The organism is Pseudomonas sp. MF08817, from assembly GCF_059862705.1.
In genome coordinates, this window is record NZ_JCBCUY010000018.1 from 68,708 (window position 1) to 90,496 (window position 21,789).

Sequence of the window (21,789 nt, forward strand, 5' to 3'; positions counted from 1 at the left end):
TCAATGAAGCACGCGAGCCGCCATGGTATGGTGCCCGCCCCCACTCCTGCCTATTTCCGACAGCATGAACCTGACCTCTCGCCCCTTGCGCCTGACGCTCTACACCTTGCTGATTCTTGCCGGCGCCGCCCTCGCGGCCGGGTTTGCCATGCGCCACGCCGAGCGCCAGGCGCTGGTGGAGGACGCCGCCCGGGCCAATGAACAACTGGCCCTGTACGCTAACTCGCTGCACACCCTGATCGAACGCTACCGCGCCCTGCCCGCCGTGCTGGCCCTGGACCCGGAACTGATCGCCGCCCTCGACGGCCCGCTGGGCACCGAACAGCAAGGCGCCCTGAACCGCAAACTGGAAAAAATCAACGGCGCGGCGCAGTCCTCGACCCTGGAACTGCTGGACCGCACCGGCCTGGCCGTGGCCGCCAGCAACTGGCGCCTGCCCAGCAGCTACGTGGGCCACAACTACGGCTTTCGCCCCTACTTCATGCAAACCCGCAGCCAGGGCACCGGGCGTTTCTACGCGGTGGGCGTGACCAGCGGCATTCCCGGCTACTTCCTTGCCAGCGCGGTGCACAACAGCGCCGGTGAGTTTCTCGGGGCCATGGTGGTGAAACTCGAATTCCCCGAGCTGGAACGCGAATGGCGCCAGGGCAGCGACACCCTGTTGGTCAGCGACGCACGCGGCATCGTATTTATCGCCAACCAGCCCGGCTGGCGCTACCGCTACCTGCAACCCCTGTCGGACGCCGACCGCGCCGAGCTGCAAGCCACCCGCCAATACGACAAACAACCCCTCACGCCCCTGGCCTACCAAGCGGTGCGACGTTTTGACGACAACAGCTACCTGGCGCGGGTCGATGGCCCGGACGGCGAGCAGGATTACCTGTGGGAATCCTTGCCGCTGACCGCCGAGGGTTGGACCCTGCACCTGTTGCGCAAACCGCAAGCCGCCCTGGAAGACAGCCGCAACGCCGGGCTCGCCGCCGCCGGGGCGTGGCTGGCCCTGGTGTTCCTGTTGCTGTTCCTCAACCAGCGCTGGCGCCTGGCCCGCCTGCGCCAACGCAGCCGCGAAGAGCTGGAGAAACTGGTCGAAGAACGCACCCGCGACCTGCGCACCGCCCAGGATGGCCTGGTGCAATCGGCCAAACTGGCGGCCCTGGGGCAGATGTCCGCCGCCCTGGCCCACGAAATCAACCAACCGCTGACCGCCCAACGCACCCAACTGGCCACCCTGCGCCTGCTGCTGGACCACGGCCGCGTCGATGACGCCCATAAAGCCCTGGGGCCGCTGGACGCCATGCTCACCCGCATGGCCGCGCTCACCGGCCACCTCAAGACCTTCGCCCGCAAAAGCCCCAGCGGCCTGCGCGAACGCCTCGACCTGGCCGCGGTGGTGGACCAGTCCCTGCACCTGCTCGAAGCGCGCCTGCGTGATGAACAGATCAGCACCACGTTGCACCTGGCCCGCCCAGCGTGGGTCCAGGGCGATGCAATCCGCCTCGAACAAGTGCTTATCAACCTGCTGCGCAACGCCCTCGACGCCATGGCCGACAAACCCCTCAAACACCTGGAAATCCGCATCGAAGCCGACCAGCACCTGTGGCGCCTGACCGTGGCCGACAGCGGCGGTGGCATCGCCAGCGAGAACCTGAACAACGTCTTCGACCCCTTCTTCACCACCAAACCGGTAGGTGATGGCTTGGGCCTGGGGCTGGCGGTGTCGTTCGCCATTGTCCATGAACACGGTGGGCGCTTGAGCGTGGCCAACATTCCGGGCGGTGCGCTGTTCACCCTGACCCTGCCGATTGCCCTTGAGGTGAGCGCGCCATGTTGAACGCCGTGATGGTGGTGGATGACGAGGCCAGTATCCGCGACGCCGTGGAGCAATGGCTGGGGCTTTCGGGGTTCGCGGTGCAGTGCTTTGCCCGTGCGCAGGCATGCCTTGAACAACTGCCGCGGAATTTTCCCGGGGTGATCCTCAGCGATGTGCGCATGCCCGGCATGAGCGGCCTGGAGTTACTGGAGCAGGTGCGCGCCCTGGACCCGGACCTGCCGCTGATCCTGCTCACCGGCCACGGCGACGTGCCGATGGCAGTGGAGGCCATGCGCGACGGCGCCTACGACTTTTTGGAAAAACCCTTCAGCCCCGAGACCCTGCTGGCCAGCCTGCGCCGCGCCTTGGACAAACGCGCCCTGGTGCTGGAAAACCGCAGCCTGCACACCCAGGCCGACCACCGTGCACGCCTGGATGCGCGCCTGCTGGGTGTGTCGCAAAGCATGCAGACCCTGCGCCGCCAGGTGCTGGACTTGGCGGCGCTGCCGGTGAATGTGCTGATCCGTGGCGAAACCGGCAGCGGCAAGGAACTGATCGCCCGTTGCCTGCACGATTTCGGCCCGCGCGCCGACAAACCCTTCGTGGCGCTCAACTGCGCGGCGATCCCCGAGCACCTGTTCGAGGCCGAGCTGTTCGGCCATGAAAGCGGCGCGTTCACCGGCGCCCAGGGCAAGCGCATTGGCAAGCTCGAATACGCCGACGGCGGCACGCTGTTTCTCGATGAAATCGAAAGCATGCCCTTGGCCCAGCAAGTGAAATTGCTGCGGGTGTTGCAGGAACACAAGCTTGAACGCCTGGGCGCGAACCAGAGCATCAGCGTGGACTTGCGCATCATCACCGCGACCAAACCGGACCTGTTGGATGAGGCCCGCGCGGGGCGCTTTCGCCAAGACCTGGCCTATCGCCTGAACATTGCCGAACTGCGCCTGCCGCCCCTGCGCGAGCGCCGCGAAGACATTCCCCTGCTCTACGAGCACTTCCTCCACGCCGCCGCCCAACGCCTGGGCCGCAACGCCGCCCCTAGCAGCGGCGCGCAACTGAGCCGCCTGCTCAGCCACGACTGGCCGGGCAACGTGCGCGAACTGGCCAACGTCGCCGAGCGCCAGGTGCTGGGCCTGCAAGCCCCGGCCGAGGACGAGCCGCAGCCCAATCAATCCCTCGCCGCCCGCCAGGAAGCCTTCGAGGCCCAATGCCTGCGCGCCGCCCTGACCCGCCATCACGGCGACATCAAAGCCGTCCTCGCCGAACTGCAACTGCCCCGGCGTACCTTCAACGAAAAAATGCAACGCCACGGGCTGACCCGGGAGATGTTTCTAGGGCCATAGCCTGCGTAAAAAGATCGGGCCGCTGTGGGGCAACTGTCTTACCCCTGCCATTCGTCACCGCCATCACGAGCAGGCTCGCTCCCACAGAGGAAAATGAAAATCCCACCCACACCCCAGTTCAACTGTGGGAGCGGGCCTGCCCGCGATAGGGCCCTAATAGCCAACCTCTTCATTGCCCCGGTTGCCGCCATCGCGGGCAGGCCCGCTCCCACAAAGGCTTGCCCCCTCCAACATCGGCCTGTCACCCGTTCGGCATAGGCGGTTTTCCGCTCATCCATCTCCCACCTTCAGCGGTTTACCGCTCACAAAACCTGTCAAACCCCTCTAGCCCGGGCCTTCGGTTGCTGGCACGGGTTCTGCTATAGCCCTGCCAGGCTGCGCTTCGACGCGCTCCACAACAACAATGACGATGAAGGATCCTTCAATGGATAACTCCAATACCCTGCCTGGCGGGGCGACCGCTGCGCCCGCAAAAGAAAGAACCACCTCCAGCCGCATCAAGTCGATTTTCAGTGGCTCGGTGGGCAACATGGTCGAGTGGTACGACTGGTACGTTTACGCCGCGTTCTCGCTGTACTTCGCCAAGACCTTCTTCCCCAAGGGCGACACCACCGCGCAGTTGCTCAACACCGCCGCGATTTTCGCCGTGGGCTTTTTGATGCGCCCCATCGGCGGCTGGCTGATGGGCCTGTACGCCGACCGTGTGGGCCGTAAATCGGCGCTGATGGCCTCCGTGCTGCTGATGTGCTTCGGCTCGCTGATTATTGCCCTGGCCCCCGGCTACGAGACCATTGGCGTCGGCGCGCCGATCTTGCTGGTGTTCGCGCGGCTGCTGCAAGGCTTGTCCGTGGGCGGCGAGTACGGCACCTCGGCCACTTACCTGAGCGAAATGGCAACCAAGGAACGTCGCGGCTTCTTCTCCAGCTTCCAGTACGTGACCCTGATCTCCGGCCAGCTCATCGCGCTGGGCGTGCTGATCGTGTTGCAGCAAGTGCTGACCACCGAAGAGCTGTACGCATGGGGCTGGCGCATTCCGTTCGCCATCGGCGCGCTGTGCGCGGTAGTGGCCTTGTACCTGCGCCGTGGCATGGAAGAAACCGAGTCGTTCACCAAGAAGAAAAAAGCCAAGGAAAGCTCCATGCGCACCTTGCTGCGCCATCCCAAGGAACTGATGACCGTGGTCGGCCTGACCATGGGCGGCACCCTGGCGTTCTACACCTACACCACCTACATGCAGAAGTACCTGGTGAACACGGTGGGCATGAGCATCTCCGACTCCACCACCATTTCGGCAGCGACGCTGTTCCTGTTCATGTGCCTGCAACCGATCATCGGCGGGCTCTCGGACAAAGTGGGCCGGCGCCCGATCCTGATCGCCTTCGGCGTGCTCGGCACCCTGTTCACCGTGCCGATCCTCACCACCCTGCACACCGTCCAGACCTGGTGGGGCGCGTTCTTCCTGATTATGGCGGCGCTGATTATTGTCAGCGGCTACACCTCGATCAACGCCGTGGTCAAGGCCGAGCTGTTCCCCACCGAAATCCGCGCCCTGGGCGTGGGCCTGCCGTATGCGCTGACCGTGTCGATCTTCGGCGGTACCGCTGAATACATCGCCCTGTGGTTCAAGAGCGTAGGCATGGAAACCGGCTACTACTGGTATGTGACCGGGTGCATCGCCATCTCCCTGATGGTCTACGCCACGATGAAAGACACCCGCACCCACTCGCGGATCGAGACAGACTGACCTGTTGTAGCCATGGGTTTGTTGTGGGAGCGGGCCCGCCCGCGAGGGCGGTTTAACTGCCGGCATTCACTGTGAATGTGCCATCGCCATCGCGGGCGAGCCCGCTCCCACACAAGCCCGCTTGCTACACCCACGGTTAACCGATTTCAGCTCAACTCAGGCGCCACCTGGCGCCCATAGCGGCGCTGCGCATACGACGCCCCGGCGATCATCGCCACCAGCACCAACGCCAATACCGCCGACGAACCGATGGTGCCGAAATCCAGCCCACCCTTTTCATGGGGTTGGGTCAGGAAGTCGCCCAGGGTCGTGGCGCTGTTCTTCATGATCCAGAACACTAGGGTGATCTGCGGCAGCGTGTTCACCGCAAAGGTGTCGAGCTAGGGCGCAGACTGAAGTGGGCGCTGTGAAAAATAGGTGGCCGATGTATGAAAATTCCATGTTCCCCATGGAATTGCGCCGCCCCCGATAGCACTATGGCGCCTCCCCGAGCCACCCAGCAGGAACCCGCCCATGCCGGACGACATCCATTTCTACGAACCCGCCCACGGCCACGGCCTGCCCCACGACCCGTTCAATGCCATCGTCGGCCCGCGGCCCATTGGCTGGATTTCTTCCCAGGACCGCGACGGCCGCCTGAACCTGGCGCCCTACAGTTTTTTCAACGCCTTCAACTACATTCCGCCGATCATCGGGTTCTCCAGCGTCGGGCGCAAAGACAGCCTCAACAACATCGAGCAGACCGGCGAGTTCGTCTGGAACCTGGCCACGCGGCCGTTGGCCGAACAGATGAACCAGAGCTGCGCCAGCGTGCCGGCCGAGGTGGATGAGTTCGCGTTGGCGGGGTTGACGCCGGTGGCGTCGAAGGTGATCGCGGTGCCGCGGGTGGGCGAGAGCCCGGTGGCGTTTGAATGCAAGGTCACCCAGATCATTCAACTGCAACGGGCCGACCAGGCGCTGGTGCCGAGTTGGTTGGTGCTGGGCGAAGTGGTGGCGGTGCATATCGCCAAGTGGTTGCTCAAGGACGGCGTCTACGACACCGCCGCCGCCGAGCCGATTCTGCGCGGCGGCGGCCCGGCGGATTACTTCCAGGTAGGCCCCGAGGCCCTGTTCAAGATGTACCGACCCGGCGCGGTCAAATAGCGCGCCAGACCAGTTCGCCTTCGTCGTCGACATCGCCCAGCAACGCCAATGACTGCTCGGCGGCTTCGTCGGCGGCCAGGGCGGTGTTGAACGTCTGCTCGGCCAGCACCTTATGGAAACGCGGCGCCCCCGAAGCGCCCAGGCCCTTGACCGCGATGGCGGCGTGGTAGCCCTCCTCCCCCCGCACAGCGGCCGAAACGGCCTCGAATTGTGCGAACTCTCTACGTGCCATGTCACTGCTCCTGGGCAAATGAAAAGCGGCCATTCTAGCGGCTCAACCGGCCAGGCGCTGCATGTCCTGTGGGCGGGACACCTCGCTGAAGGTGTGGAAATCCAGGCGCTCGACCACGCCGTCCTGCACCAGTTGGGCGAACACGTTCAGGGCGGGCGAGTTGAAGTGGGCGGTCATGGCCTGCGCGTCGCGCCAAAACCCGCAGACCTGCCACAAGTCCGGGTCGCACAGCGAATGCTGCAAGGCAAAGTGCAGGCAACCAGGGGCACCGAGGGTGGGTTCGATCAGGCTGCTCAGGCGCGCGCCCAGGTCCATCGAGCGCCCGGCGCGGGCACGCACCAGGGCCATGTGGCTGACGGGTAAAGGCATGGTCATGGGAGATCCTCCGCAGGTGTCGATGCGCCACCCGGAGCCGGGTGACGGCAGGATCAAAGGTTAAGGGGCGCGGGCCAGGGCCGTTAGTCGATTTCTGCCGGTTTATTGCACGATCCTGCGCCGGGCGTTTTTTCGTGCTGGTGCCGGCGGTCGGCCTTCGAAGGCCGCGAGGGTCGCGGTTTCAAGCAAGTTTTACCGCTGGCGGGTCCTGGGCGGCGGCGATAGGCGCAAAACCCGGCAGGATCAGGCAACTTTTGTGCAGCAATGATCTACCCGCTGGCCTTGCACAAACATAAGCTGTGCGGGTTTCCCCCGATCGCCGCCGAGGATGCCCGCCATGCTGTCGCCCCAGAACCCCCCGGCCCCGCTGGACGCCGACCGGGAAAAACAGCGCGCCGAGCTGGCCGCGCTGATCGCCCGCAACACCGCCCAGGACGGCACCTACGCCACGGCCATCGGTTCGCTGTTCATGTCGCGCCACAGCCATTGCCATGAGTTCGCCCCGGTGCTGGCGCAACCGGCGCTGTGCGTCATCGCCCAGGGCCGCAAGGAAGTGCGCCTGGCCGACGAGTTGTTCAACTACGACCCGCTCAATTACCTGGTGGTCTCGGTGTCGATGCCCCTGAGCGGGCGGGTGGTCAATGTCACTAGCGAGGAGCCGATCCTGGCTTTGCGCCTGGACATCGACCCGGCACAAATCACCGCATTGATCGCCGACGCCGGCCCCTTGGGCGTGCCCGCCCGGCCCACGGGCCGCGGGTTGTACGTGGAACCCCTGGACCCGGCGATGCTGGACGCGGTGCTGCGCCTGGCACGCCTGCTGGACACGCCCAAGGACGTGGCCATGCTCGCGCCCCTGGTGCAGCGCGAAATTCTCTATCGCCTGTTGCGCAGCCCCCAGGGTTATCGCCTGTATGAAATCGCCAGCGCCAATAGCCAGAGCCACCGCATCGGCCAGGCGATCAAATGGCTTAACGGCAACTATCAGCAAGCGCTGCGCATCGACGACCTGGCGCGCACGGTGAACCTGAGCGTGTCGACCCTGCACCACCGTTTCAAGGCCATGACGGCCATGAGCCCGTTGCAGTACCAGAAGCAATTACGCCTACAGGAAGCCCGCCGCCTGATGCTGGCCGAAGGCCTGGACGCCTCGGCGGCGGGTTACCGGGTGGGGTATGAAAGCCCTTCGCAATTCAGCCGCGAATACAGCCGCCTGTTCGGCGCGCCCCCGTTGCGGGATCTGGCGCGGCTGCGCTCCTGAGGACTTTGTGTAAGCGTGAACCGCTGTGGGAGCGAGCCTGCTCGCGAGAGCGATGTGCCTGAACCACCGCTATCGCAAGCAGGCTCACGCCCACATGAAAGCTACCGGCTCAGGGGCTCAATACCCCACCGTAAACCGCTGCCGCGAATGCTGGGGGTTTTCCAGTTCGTCGATCATTGCGATGGCAAAGTCGGCGAACGTGATCCAACTGCGGCCCTGGGCGTCGATCAGCAACTCATCCTGGCCCAGGCGGAATTTACCGGTGCGGTCGCCTTCGACGAACTCCGCCGAGGGCGAAAGGAAGGTCCAGTCCAAGTCCCGCTCCTGGCGCAGCGTGTCGAGGTAGACGCCGCCAGCGCTGGCCTCGGCGCGGTACTCCTCGGGGAAACCGGGGCTGTCGATGACTTTTCCACCGCCGGGCAGCAACAATGAGCCGGCGCCACCCACCACCAGCAGGCGCTTGACCCCAGCCTGTTTGACCGGGCCGAGGATGGCACTGGCAGGGATGGTGGCAAAGTGTGCGGCGCTGATGACCGCATCGTGCCCGGCGAGGGCCGCTTGCAGGGCGTTGGCGTCCAGTACGTCGACCTCCTTGGCCACCACCCCGGGGCGCTGGCCAAGGCTGGCGGTATTGCGGGCGATGGCTGTGACGCTATGGCCCCGGCGCAAGGCCTCTTCCAGCAATTGGCTGCCGGCGCGGCCGGTGGCCCCGATAATTGCGATTGTGCTCATGACGTTCTCCGTTGGTTGGACTCGCTTCACCACTTCATTTCGCCCTTGGCGACCTTGGCACTCAGCTCCAGGGAGCTGTCATCGCCCAGGTCGGGGTAGCGTTTTTTCATTGCTGCAATCAGTTGCGCGGCGTCCTTGGCCTTGGCGGCCTCTTGGTCGAACGCTTGAATGTAGTCGCTAGTGAAGCGCACCGCCGCCAATGAACGGCTGCCCTGGCCCAAATAGTGGCCGGCAATCACCGTAGCCGGTTGCAGGCTTTCGATGCGTTGCAGGGTCGCCAGCCAATCGGCGCGGGACTGGGCGCTCTGGGTGTCGGCCATCCACACATGAATGTTCTCGGCCACCACCACCCCACCGACCACGGCTTTGATCGAGGGGATCCACACAAAACTGCGGTCCGGCTGCTGGCCGTCCAGGCCAATGACCTGCAACGACTGGCCTTCGAGCGTCAGGCTGTTGCCTTCAAGCACCTGGGGCACGATGGTTTTGTGCGGCACGTCGGCGCCCATCTGCGGCCCCCAGAAGGCCAGTTTGCCGGCCACGGTGGCCTTGATGTGGGCCACGGTCGGCGCAGAGGCCAGTACGTTGGCGTCGGGGAACGCGGCGACCAGGGTGTCCAGGCCGAAGTAGTAATCCGGGTCGCCGTGGCTGATGTAGATGGTGGTCAGGTGCTTGCCGCTGGCGCGGATCTTGTCGACCACGGCTTGGGCCTGGGCCTTGCCGAACTGGGCATCGACCAGGATGGCGTCCTTCTGGCCGCTGACCAGCACCGAACTGACCGGGAAGATCGCCGCCTCGCCGGGGTTGTACACGTCCAGCTTCAGGGCCGGTTCGCTGGCGGCGGCGTGGGCGGCAAAACCGAGGGCGGCGGTGGCCAGTAACAGGCGCTTGAGGGTGGAAAATCCGATCATGGCAGTGCTCCAGAAGGCGGTGGCCGGGAATGGCATCGGTGCAGCTTAGTGAGGTCATTGGCACTGAAAAATGCGATGCTCGAACATAGTTTGTTTCTGAAAGCGGGCAAATCATGGATCGTCTTCACGCAATGCGGGTGTTTGTCACGGTGGTGGACCTGGGCAGCCAGTCGGCCGCCGCTGAGCACCTGGACCTGTCGCGGCCGGTGGTGTCGCGGTATCTGGCGGAACTGGAAGATTGGGTCGGTGCGCGCCTGATGCACCGCACCACGCGCAAGTTGAGCCTGACCGCCGCCGGCAGTGAAATCCTGCCGCGCTGCCGGCAGATGCTGGAATTGAGCGCCGACATGCAAGCCGCCGTCAGCGAGCCGGATGACGCCCCGCGCGGCCTGCTGCGCCTGAGCGTAAGCACCTCGTTCGGCCAGGCGCAACTGGCCGACGCCATGGCCGAGTACGTCAAGCGCTACCCCGGGGTGAGCATCGACCTGCAAATGCTCGACCGCACGGTGAACCTCGTGGACGAGCGCATCGACCTGGCGATCCGCACCAGCAACGACCTGGACCCCAACCTCATCGCCCGGCGCCTGACGGTGTGCCGCTCGCTGGTGTGCGCCGCCCCGGCGTACCTGCGCGAACACCCGGTGCCCCGGCGGGTCGAGGACCTGAGCCAGCACAATTGCCTGACCCATTCCTACTTCGGCAAGAGCCTGTGGCACTTCGAGCAGGGCGGCGAACCGCTGTCGGTGCCGGTACAGGGCAACATCAGCGCCAACGAGGCCAGCACCCTGTTACGCGCCACCCTGGCCGGCGCCGGCATTGCGATGCTGCCCAGCTATCAGGCCGGCGTGCATGTGCACAGCGGCGAACTGATCCGCCTGCTCCCGCAAGCCGAACCGCGGCAGATGAACATCTACGCGGTCTACGCCTCGCGCAAACACATGCCGGCGGCGCTGCGCAGCGTGCTGGATTTTCTGGTGCTGCGCTTTCCCCAGGAACCGATTTGGGACGTGGGCCTGTAGCAAGCGGGCTTGCCCGCTTGCTACAGAAACAACAGGCCCATCAGCGGCCTGAATACCCCGATAGCAATCTCATGGCATCTACCCACGGCTGGCCTATGCTCAAACCAGTACCCCCCGGGTATTCGTTCAGAGGTCGCTGCCATGAACATCAAAACAAGAAGATTCTTCGCCATTTTTGTCACCTGCACGTTCACCCTGGCGCTGTACGGCGCCGCGGCCTATCGCGTCGAGCAGGCACGCCAGGAGCCGCGCATTGCCGCCAGTTGCGGTGCCGAGCATTGCATCCCACACACCGCAACCCTCAATGCGCTGAGGTAGTCAGCCGCGCGGGCCGGCTTTGAGGCGGTCGCGAAAAGCCTTGGGCGAGATGCCCACGCGCCGGCGGAACAGGCGGGTGAAGTTGGTCGGGTCGGAAAAACCCAGGGCTTCGGACATTTCGTAGATCGTCATGCTGGTGTAGGTCAGCAGGCGCTTGGCTTCGAGCAACTGGCGCTCGTGCATGATCTGCAACGCCGGTTGCCCCGCCAGTTCGCGGCAAGTGCCGTTGAGGTGCGACACCGAGATGCCCAGTTGATGGGCCAGGTCTTCGACTTTGACATGCTCGCGGTAGTGGGTTTCGACCAGTTGCAGGTAGCCGTTGAGGTACTCGCGCGCCCGTTGCGGGCGTTGTTCGCTCTGGCGCCGCTGCTGCACCTGGCGCCCCAGCCACACCACGATCACGCTGAGCAGTGAATGCATGAGCATGTCCCGCGCCGGTTGATGGCCGACGTACTCACGCTGCAAGGCGCCAAACAACCCTTCGAGGTAATCGCCGTCGGCGCCCACCGGGTAGCTTTCGGCCACGGTCAGGGTGCCCAGGGCCTGGCCCAGTTGCGCCTGCAAATGGGCGAGCAAGGGCGCGGCCAGGGTCAGCACATAACCCTGGACCTCTTCGCTGAAACGAAAACCGTGCACGCTCTGCGGTGGCAGGATCTGGATCGCCGCCTCGTCCACCTGCCAGTGCTGGCCGTCGACCTCGATCTGCGCCTGGCCCTTGTGCACAAACAACAACTGGCACAGGTCGGCGTGGCGATGGGGTTTGATTTCCCATTGTTGCTCGCGGCTGCGGTGGGAGATGGTTTCACAGTGCAGCAGGTCCGGGGTCGGCCAACCGAGGCTTTCGCCATAGAGCGTGAACACCGGGATGGAAGGTAGGGCAGGCTTGTTCATAACTGCATCCAGGCCTCTGGGAGTGGAGCGGTTTACATACCGCTGAGCGGGTTACCCATCATTGCTCCTGCATTTGAAGGGGAGCCATGGCCAAAATGCAAGCATTGGGCGCCAGTTCAGCCTTTTCTCAAGGCAACGTCTGACGGCCCCATGAACAAAGCCGCCCGTGGGGCGGCTTTATCAGGTACAGCGCTTGGTGCGTGACCTCAAGGGCTGTAGTACCCCACCGCCACCAGGAAGTGCCCGACCTTTTTCAGGTAGGCGTGTTTGTTTTCCACCTTGGCGGTGACCGGGTTTTTCCAGCGGTATTGGTATTCGCCCTCATCCTGCCCCGCGATCAACGCCAGGATCGGCTCGCCCACGGGTTTGCCCTCGGGGTCTACGACCTTGCCAAAGTCGGTGTTGATAAGCCGCAGCTGGGTGCCGTGGGCCACGTAGCGGCGGGTGTCGAGGTCGACGACGAAAACATAGAGGTCATCTTCCAGGTAACCGCCCTTGAGGGTGTTGATGGCCACCAGCGTGCCCTTTTCGTCCTTGGCCAGGTCGGCGGCGGCCTTGTCGAGCAGCGCCTTGGCCTGTTCGGCCGAGGCCCGTGGCAGGTAGTAGCCGACGGCAAGAATGCGCTGGCCGATGCGCTGGTAGTACACATGCTTGCGCTCGACCTTGCCGTCGGCCCAGTTGCGCCAGCGGTATTCGGCTTGCTGGATGCCATTGCCCTCGGGGATTTTCAGGGCGTCCTTGAAGGTTTTTTGCAGGTCTGGGCCGAGCACTTCGCTGACATCGCGGCCGATCAGCGCCGACGACGGCCCGCCGCTGGCGAGCATCGTGCCCTTGGTGTCGACCACAAATACGTAGCGGTCCTTGTCGACGAACTCACCCTGACGGCTGAAGGCGGCGAAGGCCTTGTCGCCGTTGTCGTGGTAGTAGGCCAGGGCCTTTTCCAGCAAGGCCCGCGCGGCTTGGCCATCATCGGCCGCGTGGGCCGGCGCCAGCGGCAACATCAGCAAACAGCCCAACCATGCCATTTTGTGCAGGTACTTCATTGCCCATTCCTCGCTTCTGTTGACGTGTGAACAGCGTAGACGGGTTGGCGGCTATGGGAGGGTATTCAGGTTTTGTAGGGTCGGGGCGGCATCGCCGCCCGGGTGGGCCAGAGGTCAGCGGCGGGCGCTGATCTGTTGTTGCAGGTTCTGGATCTGGCTTTGCAAGGTGTTGATGTTACGGGTGACCTGGCCGCGAAAGGCGTCGAACTCCGCCGTACTGGCTCCACCTGCCGGGCTGGCCGGGCGGTTGTCCTGCTCGCTTTTGAGCACCAGCAGGTCTTGTTCAAGGCGTTCGATGGCCGCGCTCGGGTTGCCCTGTTTTTTCAGCGCGGCGATCTCACCGCCCAGGCTCTTGAGCTGGGCGTCGACCTTGCTGGTGTCCGGTTGGGCGCTCTTGAGGGCGGCCAGTTCGGTGCCCAGGGCCTTGACCTGCGCCTGCAACTGGCTGGTGGCGGTTTGCAATTCAGTGGCGTGGGTGTTGGCTTGGCTGCTGATCTGCGCCAGGCGTTTGTCCAGGTCGGTGGCCTGCCCCGCCACGCCTTGTTGTTGCTTGTTCTGTTCGAGCAACTGGTTGTTCTGCTCCAGCAACTTGCTTTCCAGTTGCTTGATTTGCAGTTTCAGCGCTTCGCTGCCGCTGTTGACGTTCGACTCACTGGCCACCACCTTGCCGGAGATCGCCTGCAAGCGCCCTGCCGCTTCTTCGCTGATGCGCGCAAAGCTTTCCTGGGTTGCCACCAGTTGCTGCTCCATCAGCGAGATTTGCTGGAAGCTCCACCAGGCCAGGCCGACAAAGGCGAAGAACAGCGCGCCGACCAACGCCCACAGCGGCCCGGTACTCGGCACCTTGACCTTGGCCGCCGGTACGGGCCGCGAGTGCACGCTGGTGCGTTCGCGGGCGGCGGGGTTGGGGGCGAAGTCGTCATCGAGGGGGTCGGCCCGCAGGCTCGGAACGTCATCGAAGTCGTCGTGTGCATCGTTACGCATGGGGCAACCTTTGTGAGCGGCCGGAATGAATGGCGCGAGTATAAACCCCTAAGCCGCCCCGTTGAGCGGGCGCGGCGGTTTTCAGGCAGGGTGCTGGGCTTGCCACCAGGCGCAAAACTCATCAAGGGCCGACCACAGGCTGGCGCTCGGCTCATAACCCAGGTAATGCCGGGCGCGGCTGATGTCCAGGGTGAAGTTCTTGTTCATCACCTGCATGCCCAGGCGCGACAGCGTCGGCTCGGGGCGCCCGGGCCAGAGTTTGCACAGCCCTTCGTTGAGCGCCGCAGCGCTGTAGGCCAGGCCGTAGGAACGGTAACGGGTGACCTGGGGCACCTGCATCTGGCGCATCACGTAGTTGACTACATCCCACAGCGGCACCGGCGCGCCGTTGCTGATGTTGTACGCCTTGCCCAGGGCCGAGCCGTTGGCCAGCAGGCTGGCGAGCAAGGCCTCGTTAAGGTTTTGCACGCTGGTGAAGTCCACCTTGTTCAAGCCGTTGCCGACAATCGCCAGGCGCCCCTTGCGCTGCATCTTGAGCAGGCGCGGGAAGATGCTCATGTCGCCGGCGCCGGTGACAAAGCGTGGGCGCAGGGCCAGCACTTCAAGGCCGAACTCCTGGGCGCCGAAGACTTTCTGCTCGGCAAGGTACTTGGTGGCCGCGTAGGGGTGGCTAAAGCGCTTGGGCACTTGCTCTTCGGTCAGGCCCAAGTGATCGCGGCCGTCGAAGTACATCGAGGGCGAAGACAGGTGCACCAGGCGCCGCACATTTTGCTTGAGGCACGCCTCGACGACGTTTTCGGTCAGCAGCACGTTGCCGTCGTGAAAGTCCTGATAACGCCCCCACAGCCCCACCGCCCCGGCGCAATGCACCACCGCATCGACATCGCGGCACAACTCGCGCACCCACAAGCCATCGCTCAAATCGCCCTGGACGAACTCGGCACCACGGCGCACCAAATGCTCGACCGCTTCGGCCCGACGCCCGTTGACCCGCACCTGTAGGCCCTGCTCCAGGGCAAAACGGGAAAAACGCCCGCCAATAAAGCCGCTTGCGCCGGTGACCAGAATTTTCATTCATATTCCTTAAAAAGCAGCTGCAAGCTTTGAGCTGTAAGCCTCAAGCCTCAAGCCTCAAGCCTTGGCTTTAGCTTTGAGCTTGCAACTTGCAGCTACTACTGGGTTGTTGTTGACGCTGGCATGGGTGTTCAAGCCACCAGCCATTGTTTGGTTGAGCGTACGAGGTGTTCGGTGAGCAGGCCCAGCAGTTGGCCGCCATTGCGCCAATGATGCCAGTACAGCGGCACGTCGATGGGCTTATCTGGCAGCAGTTCCACCAGCACGCCCCGGGCCAGTTGCTCGCGCACCTGCAACTCGGGCACCAGGCCCCAGCCCAGGCCCGCTTCGGCGAGGCGGATAAAGCCTTCGGAGGACGGGCACAAATGGTGCTCGAAACCGCCTGTGACGCCCACTGACGCCAGAAAACGATGCTGGAGAAAGTCATCCGGGCCGAACACCAGCGCCGGGGTGCGGGCCAGTTGCTCGGCCTTCACCCCTTGGGGGAAGTGCCGGGCGACAAACGCCGGGCTGGCCAGGGCCCGGTAGCGCATTGCCCCCAGCAGCACGCTGCGCGCACCGGCCACCGGGCGCTCGCTGGCGCACACGCACGCGGCCACTTCGCCGGCGCGCATGCGTTTGAGGCCCACGGTTTGGTCTTCCACGATCAAGTCCAGCAGCAGGTGCTGCTCGGCGCAGAAATCCCCCACCGCCTCGGCCCACCAGGTCGCCAGGCTGTCGGCGTTGAGGGCGATGCGCAGCCGTTCCGGCAAGCCTTCTTCATCCAGGGCCGGCACCAGGGTTTGCAGGTCGCGTTCGAGCAAACGCACCTGCTGCACGTGGTTGAGCAGGCGTCGGCCGATTTCCGTCGGCGCCGGCGGCGTGGCCCGTACCAACACCGGTTGGCCGATGCGCGCCTCCAGCAGTTTGATGCGCTGGGAAATGGCCGATTGGGACAAGCCCAGCACCTGCGCCGCGCGCTCAAACCCGGCCTGTTCGACCACGGCGGCGAGGGCCGATAGCAATTTGTAGTCGAACATCAGTTTTCCTAATGGGCGATCAGCAATATTTGTTTTTCTTATACAGGCCTGCACCGCAGAATGCGAGCCATCCGATGCTGCGCAATGCCCCAAGCCTGCTCGCCAAGGCGCGCGCGGCATATCGACCTCAATCTTCAAGGACACTTCCCATGGCCGGCGAAACCGCCCTCGACACGCTGCTGCGCAGCATGAGCCCACACCTGAACGACGGCGAGTACGTGTTCTGCACCATCCGCGATGGCCAACTGCCCCAGGGTTGCGAAGTGATCGGCAGTTTTCGCGAGCGCGAAGGCCTGACGGTGATTCTGGAGCGGCGCCAGGCCGTGCGCGCCGGGTTCAACTTCGACTATGTAGCTGCGTGGATCACCCTCAACGTGCACTCGGCCCTCGCCGCTGTCGGCCTGACCGCCGCGTTCGCCAGTGCGCTGGGCCGCGCCGGGATCAGTTGCAATGTGATCGCCGGGTACTTCCATGACCATCTGTTCGTCGGCCAGGCCGATGCCGAGCGCGCCATGACGGTGCTTGAGCAACTGGCGGCGGGCGCGGAGTAAACCTTATGTGGCAAAGCTATGTGAACGGATTGTTGGTTGCATTGGGGCTCATCATGGCCATTGGTACGCAGAACGCTTTCGTCCTGGCGCAAAGCCTGCGCCGCGAACATCACCTGCCGGTGGCCGCGTTGTGCGTGGTGTGCGATGCGTTGCTGGTGGCCGCCGGGGTGTTCGGCCTGGCCACGGTGCTGGCACACAACCCCATACTGCTGGCGGTGGCACGCTGGGGCGGGGCGGCGTTCCTGTTGTGGTACGGCACCCTGGCGCTGCGCCGCGCCTGCTCGCGGCAAAGCCTGGGCCAGGGCGAAGGGCAGAAGGTGCGCTCGCTGCGCGCGGTGATGCTCAGTGCCCTGGCGGTGACCCTGCTCAACCCCCACGTCTACCTCGACACGGTGCTGCTGATCGGTTCCCTCGGCGCCCAGCAGACCGAACCCGGCGCCTATGTGGCGGGCGCCGCCAGTGCCTCGTTCCTGTGGTTTTCCGCCCTGGCCCTGGGCGCGGCATGGCTGGCCCCATGGCTGGCGCGCCCGGCCACCTGGCGCATCCTCGACCTGCTGGTGGCGGCGATGATGTTCGGCGTGGCGTACCAGCTGATAAGCGCCGCATGACTTATTCCCAAACGCTCTGGAACCTCTATCCCACACAGTTGTTGCGTGGTTATGCCGCCCCCCCGGTGCTATGATCCAGCCCCTGCGCCGCAAAGAGTACAAACTCCACGGCGCTTGTTTGGCCGCCCGTGATCGGCCTTGCGCTCACCGCAACAGACCTGATTAGGAGAATCAACATGGCTTTCGAATTGCCGCCGCTGCCCTACGCACACGATGCCCTGCAGCCGCACATTTCCAAGGAAACCCTGGAATTCCACCACGACAAGCACCACAACACCTACGTCGTGAACCTGAACAACCTGGTGCCAGGCACCGAGTTCGAAGGCAAGACCCTGGAAGAAATCGTCAAGACTTCCTCGGGCGGCATCTTCAACAACGCAGCCCAAGTGTGGAACCACACCTTCTACTGGAACTGCCTGGCGCCAAACGCCGGCGGTCAACCGACTGGCGCGCTGGCTGAAGCCATCAACGCTGCCTTCGGCTCGTTCGACAAGTTCAAGGAAGAGTTCACCAAGACTTCCGTCGGCACCTTCGGCTCCGGCTGGGGCTGGCTGGTGAAAAAGGCTGACGGTTCTCTGGCCCTGGCCAGCACCATCGGCGCCGGCAACCCGCTGACCAGCGGCGACACCCCGCTGCTGACCTGCGACGTCTGGGAACACGCCTACTACATCGACTACCGCAACGTGCGTCCAAAGTATGTGGAAGCGTTCTGGAACCTGGTCAACTGGAAGTTCGTGGCTGAGCAGTTCGAAGGCAAAACCTTCACCGCTTAAGCTCGCTTGCAGTACAAAAAACCCGGCATTGCCGGGTTTTTTGCATTTTGCGCCCCACTGAACCCAGGCCGGCCTACCAATTGCGCCTTGCCTGCGCGTCATGGCACGCTAACATCAACCCCCAGGGAAATCGGCAGGCGTGTCTCAAGTCGTGCCGGGCCACGACCGCCACAGTCATCAGCGTCCGACTGCACCCCGGGCACACGACGGACAAAACACCTCAGGCTTGAATGTCCCTTTGACTGCCACCACGGGATTGCCAATACTCATGGCATCTTGACGCTATCCGCACGGAACAAGGAATTACCCTTTGAAGCTGGAACTCAAAAACAGCTTGTCGGTGAAGCTGCTCCGGGTGGTGCTGTTGTCGGCGTTGACCGTCGGCGTGGTCCTGAGTTGCGCGCAAATCGTGTTCGATGCCTACAAAACCCGCCAGGCAGTCGCCAACGACGCCCAGCGTATCCTCGATATGTTCCGCGACCCTTCGACCCAGGCTGTCTATAGCCTGGACCGGGAAATGGGCATGCAGGTGATCGAAGGGCTGTTCCAGGACGACGCGGTGCGTATGGCCTCCATCGGCCATCCCAACGAAACCATGCTGGCGCAAAAAAGCCGCGAGTTGCAGCAGTCCCCCAGCCGCTGGCTGACCGACCTGATCCTGGGCCAGGAGCGCACCTTCACCACCCAACTGGTGGGCCGCGGGCCCTACAGCGAGTATTACGGCGACCTGAGCATCACCCTCGACACCGCCACCTATGGCCAGAGTTTCATCATCAGTTCGGTCATCATTTTTATCTCCGGCGTGTTGCGCGCCCTGGCCATGGGCCTGGTGCTGTACCTGGTCTACCACTGGCTGCTGACCAAGCCGCTGTCGCGCATCATCGAACACCTGACCACCATCAACCCCGACCGCCCCAGCGAGCACAAAATCCCGCAGCTCAAGGGCCATGAAAAGAACGAACTGGGGATGTGGATCAACACCGCCAACCAGTTGCTCGAATCCATCGAGCGCAACACCCATCTGCGCCACGAAGCGGAAAACAGCCTGCTGCGCATGGCCCAGTACGACTTCCTCACCGGCCTGCCCAACCGCCAGCAGTTGCAGCAGCAACTGGACAAGATCCTGGTTGACGCCGGGCGCCTGCAACGCCGCGTGGCGGTGATTTGCGTAGGCCTGGACGACTTCAAGAGCATCAACGAGCAGTTCAGCTACCAGGCCGGCGACCAATTGCTGCTGGCCCTGGCCGATCGCCTGCGGGCCCACAGCGGCCGCCTCGGCGCGCTCGCGCGCTTGGGTGGCGATCAGTTCGCCCTGGTCCAGGCCGATATCGAACAACCCTACGAAGCCGCCGAGCTGGCACAAAGCATTCTCGATGACCTGGAAGCGCCCTTCGCCCTCGACCACCAGGAAATCCGCCTGCGGGCCACCATCGGCATCACCCCGTTCCCCGAGGACGGCGACAGCACCGAGAAACTGCTGCAAAAGGCCGAGCAGACCATGACCCTGGCCAAAACCCGCTCGCGCAACCGTTATCAGTTCTACATCGCCAGCGTCGATAGCGAAATGCGCCGGCGCCGCGAGCTGGAAAAAGACCTGCGCGAGGCCCTGGCCCGCGACCAGCTGTACCTGGTTTACCAGCCGCAGATCAGCTACCGCGACCACCGCGTGGTGGGGGTCGAGGCGCTGATCCGTTGGCAGCACCCGGAACACGGTTTGGTCCCGCCGGACCTGTTCATCCCCTTGGCCGAGCAGAACGGCACCATCATCGCCATCGGCGAATGGGTGCTCGACCAGGCCTGCCGCCAACTGCGCGAATGGCACGACCAGGGGTTCGCCGACCTGCGCATGGCGGTCAACCTGTCCACGGTGCAACTGCACCACGCCGAGCTGCCGCGGGTGGTCAACAACCTGCTGCAGATATACCGCTTGCCGCCGCGCAGCCTGGAGCTGGAAGTCACCGAAACCGGCCTGATGGAAGACATCAGCACCGCCGCCCAGCACCTGCTGAGCCTGCGCCGCTCCGGGGCGTTGATCGCCATCGACGACTTCGGCACCGGCTACTCGTCCCTGAGCTACCTCAAGAGCCTGCCGCTAGACAAGATCAAGATCGACAAGAGCTTCGTCCAGGACCTGCTCGATGACGACGACGATGCCACCATCGTGCGGGCCATCATCCAACTGGGCAAAAGCCTGGGCATGCAGGTGATCGCCGAAGGCGTGGAAACCGCCGAGCAGGAGGCGTACATCATTTCCGAGGGCTGCCACGAGGGCCAGGGCTACCACTACAGCAAACCCCTGCCGGCCCGGGAACTGGTCGCCTACCTCAAGCAGGCGCAGCGCAGCAACGCAGCGATCCTGTAACCGCGCCCCACCCTGTGGGAGCGGGCCTGCCCGCGATGGGACCAGTACATTCGCTACCTCTGCAGCGGCTGGCAGGCCGCCTTCGCGGGCAAAGCCCACTCCCACAGGGGAAAACTATTTGCAACAGTGGCCCTTTACACATAATGCGAAAGATTTGCATTATGTCGCAGTTTCGCGCGCGCACCGCGCCAGCCCCCTCTCTTAAAAGCAGGATGTTCGCCATGATTCGTATGCCTCTGGCTACCGCCAGTCTGTTGGCCATCGCTATTTCCCTCGCCGGTTGCGGCGAAGGCAAAGACAAGCCTGGCGCGCCGCAAGCCCCGACGCCCGCCGCCACCGCGCCCGCCGCCCCTGCTGCCGCTAGCGCCGGCACGGTTGACGAAGCCGCCGCCAAGGCCGTTGTCGCCCACTACGCCGACATCGTCTACGCCGTCTACAGCGACTCGGCGTCCACCGCCAAGACCCTGCAAACCGCCATCGACGCCTTCCTGGCCAAGCCCGACGCCGACACCCTGAGCGCCGCCAAGGCTGCCTGGGTTGCGGCCCGCGTACCGTACCTGCAAAGCGAAGTGTTCCGCTTCGGCAACACCATCATCGACGACTGGGAAGGCCAAGTTAACGCCTGGCCCCTGGACGAAGGCCTGATCGACTACGTCGACAAGAGCTACGAGCACGCCCTGGGCAACCCCGGCGCCACTGCCAACATCATCGCCAACACCGAGATTCAGGTCGGCGAAGACAAGATCGACGTCAAGGACATCACCGCCGAGAAACTGGCCAGCCTCAATGAGCTGGGCGGTTCCGAAGCCAACGTCGCCACCGGCTACCACGCCATCGAATTCCTGCTCTGGGGCCAGGACCTCAACGGCACCGGCCCGGGCGCCGGCAACCGCCCAGCCACTGACTACCTCGAAGGCACCGGCGCCACCGGTGGCCACAACGAGCGCCGCCGCGCCTACCTCAAAGCCGTGACCCAACTGCTGGTCAGCGACCTGGAAGAAATGGTCGGCAACTGGAAGCCCAACGTGGCCGACAACTACCGCGCCACCCTGCAAGCCGAACCGGTGGGCACTGGCCTGCGCAAGATGCTGTTCGGCATGGGCAGCCTGTCGCTGGGTGAACTGGCGGGCGAACGCATGAAGGTGTCCCTGGAAGCCAACTCGCCGGAAGACGAACACGACTGCTTCAGCGACAACACCCACAACTCGCAGTTCTTCGACGCCAAGGGCATCCGCAACGTCTACCTGGGCGAGTACACCCGCACCGACGGCACCAAAATGAGCGGCGCCAGCCTCTCGTCCCTGGTGGCCAAGGCCGACCCGGCCGCCGACAGCGCCCTCAAGGCCGACCTAGAAGCGACCGAAGCGAAGATGCAAGTGATCGTCGACCACGCCAACAAGGGTGAGCACTACGACCAACTGATCGGCGCCGGCAACACTGCGGGCAACCAGATCGTGCGCGACGCCATCGCCGCCCTGGTCAAGCAGACCGGTTCGATCGAACAGGCCGCCGGCAAACTGGGCATCACCGACCTGAACCCAGACAACGCCGATCACGAATTCTGATCGCGCCTGCGCCACTGAGGGGCTAACC

Annotated in this window: 21 protein-coding genes and 1 pseudogene; 12 read left to right on the forward strand and 10 right to left on the reverse strand. The window is 64.1% G+C overall.

What is annotated here, in order from left to right; translation table 11 throughout:
* The first annotated feature begins 22 nt into the window (after nt 1-22).
* The 3 genes from AC19YR_RS13160 (at nt 23) to AC19YR_RS13170 (ending at nt 4,900) form a co-directional block, all read left to right on the forward strand.
* On the forward strand, nt 23-1,831 hold the full coding sequence (locus AC19YR_RS13160) for a sensor histidine kinase (protein WP_500598760.1): 1,809 nt from the start codon (nt 23-25) through the stop codon (nt 1,829-1,831).
* Nucleotides 1,825-3,156, forward strand: a complete 1,332-nt coding sequence (locus AC19YR_RS13165; RefSeq protein ID WP_095106545.1) for a sigma-54-dependent transcriptional regulator — start codon at nt 1,825-1,827, stop codon at nt 3,154-3,156. Before AC19YR_RS13160 ends, AC19YR_RS13165 begins: the two co-directional genes overlap by 7 nt.
* Nucleotides 3,157-3,580: 424 nt before the next feature.
* Nucleotides 3,581-4,900 (forward strand): MFS transporter, encoded by a 1,320-nt coding sequence (locus AC19YR_RS13170; RefSeq protein ID WP_500598762.1) that lies wholly within the window; start codon nt 3,581-3,583, stop codon nt 4,898-4,900.
* A gap of 146 nt (nt 4,901-5,046) precedes the next feature.
* On the opposite strand, the pseudogene AC19YR_RS13175 reads toward AC19YR_RS13170, so the two are convergent.
* Nucleotides 5,047-5,241: pseudogene (locus AC19YR_RS13175) on the reverse strand (hypothetical protein); the annotation flags it as partial.
* Between the two features lie 172 nt (nt 5,242-5,413).
* Between AC19YR_RS13175 and AC19YR_RS13180 the strand changes: the two are divergent.
* Nucleotides 5,414-6,043, forward strand: a complete 630-nt coding sequence (locus AC19YR_RS13180; protein ID WP_095106541.1) for a flavin reductase family protein — start codon at nt 5,414-5,416, stop codon at nt 6,041-6,043.
* Here the strand turns inward: AC19YR_RS13180 and AC19YR_RS13185 are convergent.
* On the reverse strand, nt 6,036-6,275 hold the full coding sequence (locus tag AC19YR_RS13185; RefSeq protein ID WP_095106540.1) for a hypothetical protein: 240 nt from the start codon (nt 6,273-6,275) through the stop codon (nt 6,036-6,038). The genes AC19YR_RS13180 and AC19YR_RS13185 overlap by 8 nt on opposite strands.
* A gap of 42 nt (nt 6,276-6,317) precedes the next feature.
* Nucleotides 6,318-6,650, reverse strand: a complete 333-nt coding sequence (locus AC19YR_RS13190) for an antibiotic biosynthesis monooxygenase family protein (RefSeq protein WP_095106538.1) — start codon at nt 6,648-6,650, stop codon at nt 6,318-6,320.
* Between the two features lie 337 nt (nt 6,651-6,987).
* Here AC19YR_RS13190 and AC19YR_RS13195 point away from each other — a divergent pair, with 337 nt between their 5' ends.
* Complete coding sequence (locus tag AC19YR_RS13195; protein ID WP_095106537.1) at nt 6,988-7,911, forward strand: AraC family transcriptional regulator; 924 nt, start codon at nt 6,988-6,990, stop codon at nt 7,909-7,911.
* A gap of 117 nt (nt 7,912-8,028) precedes the next feature.
* Here AC19YR_RS13195 and AC19YR_RS13200 read toward each other — a convergent pair whose 3' ends face one another.
* Nucleotides 8,029-8,643 carry an NAD(P)-dependent oxidoreductase gene (locus AC19YR_RS13200; RefSeq protein WP_095106535.1) on the reverse strand — a complete coding sequence of 205 codons (615 nt, stop codon included), beginning with the start codon at nt 8,641-8,643 and terminating at the stop codon, nt 8,029-8,031.
* A gap of 26 nt (nt 8,644-8,669) precedes the next feature.
* The gene (locus AC19YR_RS13205) at nt 8,670-9,554 is read right to left on the reverse strand and encodes an MBL fold metallo-hydrolase (RefSeq protein WP_095106533.1); all 885 of its coding nucleotides are present in this window, start codon (nt 9,552-9,554) and stop codon (nt 8,670-8,672) included.
* Nucleotides 9,555-9,667: 113 nt separating this feature from the next.
* Between AC19YR_RS13205 and AC19YR_RS13210 the strand changes: the two genes are divergently transcribed.
* Both AC19YR_RS13210 and AC19YR_RS13215 read left to right on the forward strand, forming a co-directional pair.
* The gene (locus AC19YR_RS13210) at nt 9,668-10,573 is read left to right on the forward strand and encodes a LysR family transcriptional regulator (RefSeq protein ID WP_500598766.1); all 906 of its coding nucleotides are present in this window, start codon (nt 9,668-9,670) and stop codon (nt 10,571-10,573) included.
* 141 nt (nt 10,574-10,714) lie between these two features.
* A complete protein-coding gene (locus AC19YR_RS13215; RefSeq protein WP_176465026.1) occupies nt 10,715-10,891 on the forward strand; it encodes a hypothetical protein in 177 nt (58 codons plus the stop codon).
* On the opposite strand, the gene AC19YR_RS13220 is transcribed toward AC19YR_RS13215, so the two are convergent.
* The 5 genes from AC19YR_RS13220 to AC19YR_RS13240 form a co-directional block, all read right to left on the reverse strand.
* Complete coding sequence (locus AC19YR_RS13220; protein ID WP_500598767.1) at nt 10,892-11,782, reverse strand: helix-turn-helix domain-containing protein; 891 nt, start codon at nt 11,780-11,782, stop codon at nt 10,892-10,894.
* A gap of 206 nt (nt 11,783-11,988) precedes the next feature.
* On the reverse strand, nt 11,989-12,825 hold the full coding sequence (locus AC19YR_RS13225) for a cache domain-containing protein (protein WP_500598768.1): 837 nt from the start codon (nt 12,823-12,825) through the stop codon (nt 11,989-11,991).
* A 114-nt stretch (nt 12,826-12,939) separates the two neighbouring features.
* On the reverse strand, nt 12,940-13,809 hold the full coding sequence (locus AC19YR_RS13230; protein WP_095106524.1) for an ATPase: 870 nt from the start codon (nt 13,807-13,809) through the stop codon (nt 12,940-12,942).
* Between the two features lie 81 nt (nt 13,810-13,890).
* Nucleotides 13,891-14,883 (reverse strand): NAD-dependent epimerase/dehydratase family protein, encoded by a 993-nt coding sequence (locus AC19YR_RS13235; RefSeq protein ID WP_095106522.1) that lies wholly within the window; start codon nt 14,881-14,883, stop codon nt 13,891-13,893.
* A 131-nt stretch (nt 14,884-15,014) separates the two neighbouring features.
* A complete protein-coding gene (locus tag AC19YR_RS13240) occupies nt 15,015-15,902 on the reverse strand; it encodes a LysR family transcriptional regulator ArgP (RefSeq protein ID WP_095106520.1) in 888 nt (295 codons plus the stop codon).
* 149 nt (nt 15,903-16,051) lie between these two features.
* Here AC19YR_RS13240 and AC19YR_RS13245 point away from each other — a divergent pair, with 149 nt between their 5' ends.
* The 5 genes from AC19YR_RS13245 to AC19YR_RS13265 all read left to right on the forward strand — a co-directional run bounded on the left by AC19YR_RS13245 (nt 16,052) and on the right by AC19YR_RS13265 (nt 21,761).
* Nucleotides 16,052-16,453, forward strand: coding sequence for an ACT domain-containing protein (locus AC19YR_RS13245; RefSeq protein ID WP_095106518.1), 402 nt, complete (start codon nt 16,052-16,054; stop codon nt 16,451-16,453).
* Nucleotides 16,454-16,458: 5 nt separating this feature from the next.
* The gene (locus AC19YR_RS13250; protein ID WP_095106516.1) at nt 16,459-17,061 is read left to right on the forward strand and encodes a LysE/ArgO family amino acid transporter; all 603 of its coding nucleotides are present in this window, start codon (nt 16,459-16,461) and stop codon (nt 17,059-17,061) included.
* Nucleotides 17,062-17,237: 176 nt separating this feature from the next.
* Nucleotides 17,238-17,834: a superoxide dismutase gene (locus AC19YR_RS13255; protein ID WP_010452821.1), complete on the forward strand. Its 597-nt coding sequence runs from the start codon at nt 17,238-17,240 to the stop codon at nt 17,832-17,834.
* A 310-nt stretch (nt 17,835-18,144) separates the two neighbouring features.
* Nucleotides 18,145-20,196, forward strand: a complete 2,052-nt coding sequence (locus tag AC19YR_RS13260; RefSeq protein ID WP_500598771.1) for a putative bifunctional diguanylate cyclase/phosphodiesterase — start codon at nt 18,145-18,147, stop codon at nt 20,194-20,196.
* Nucleotides 20,197-20,417: 221 nt separating this feature from the next.
* On the forward strand, nt 20,418-21,761 hold the full coding sequence (locus AC19YR_RS13265; RefSeq protein ID WP_500598772.1) for an imelysin family protein: 1,344 nt from the start codon (nt 20,418-20,420) through the stop codon (nt 21,759-21,761).
* The last annotated feature ends 28 nt before the right edge of the window (nt 21,762-21,789 follow it).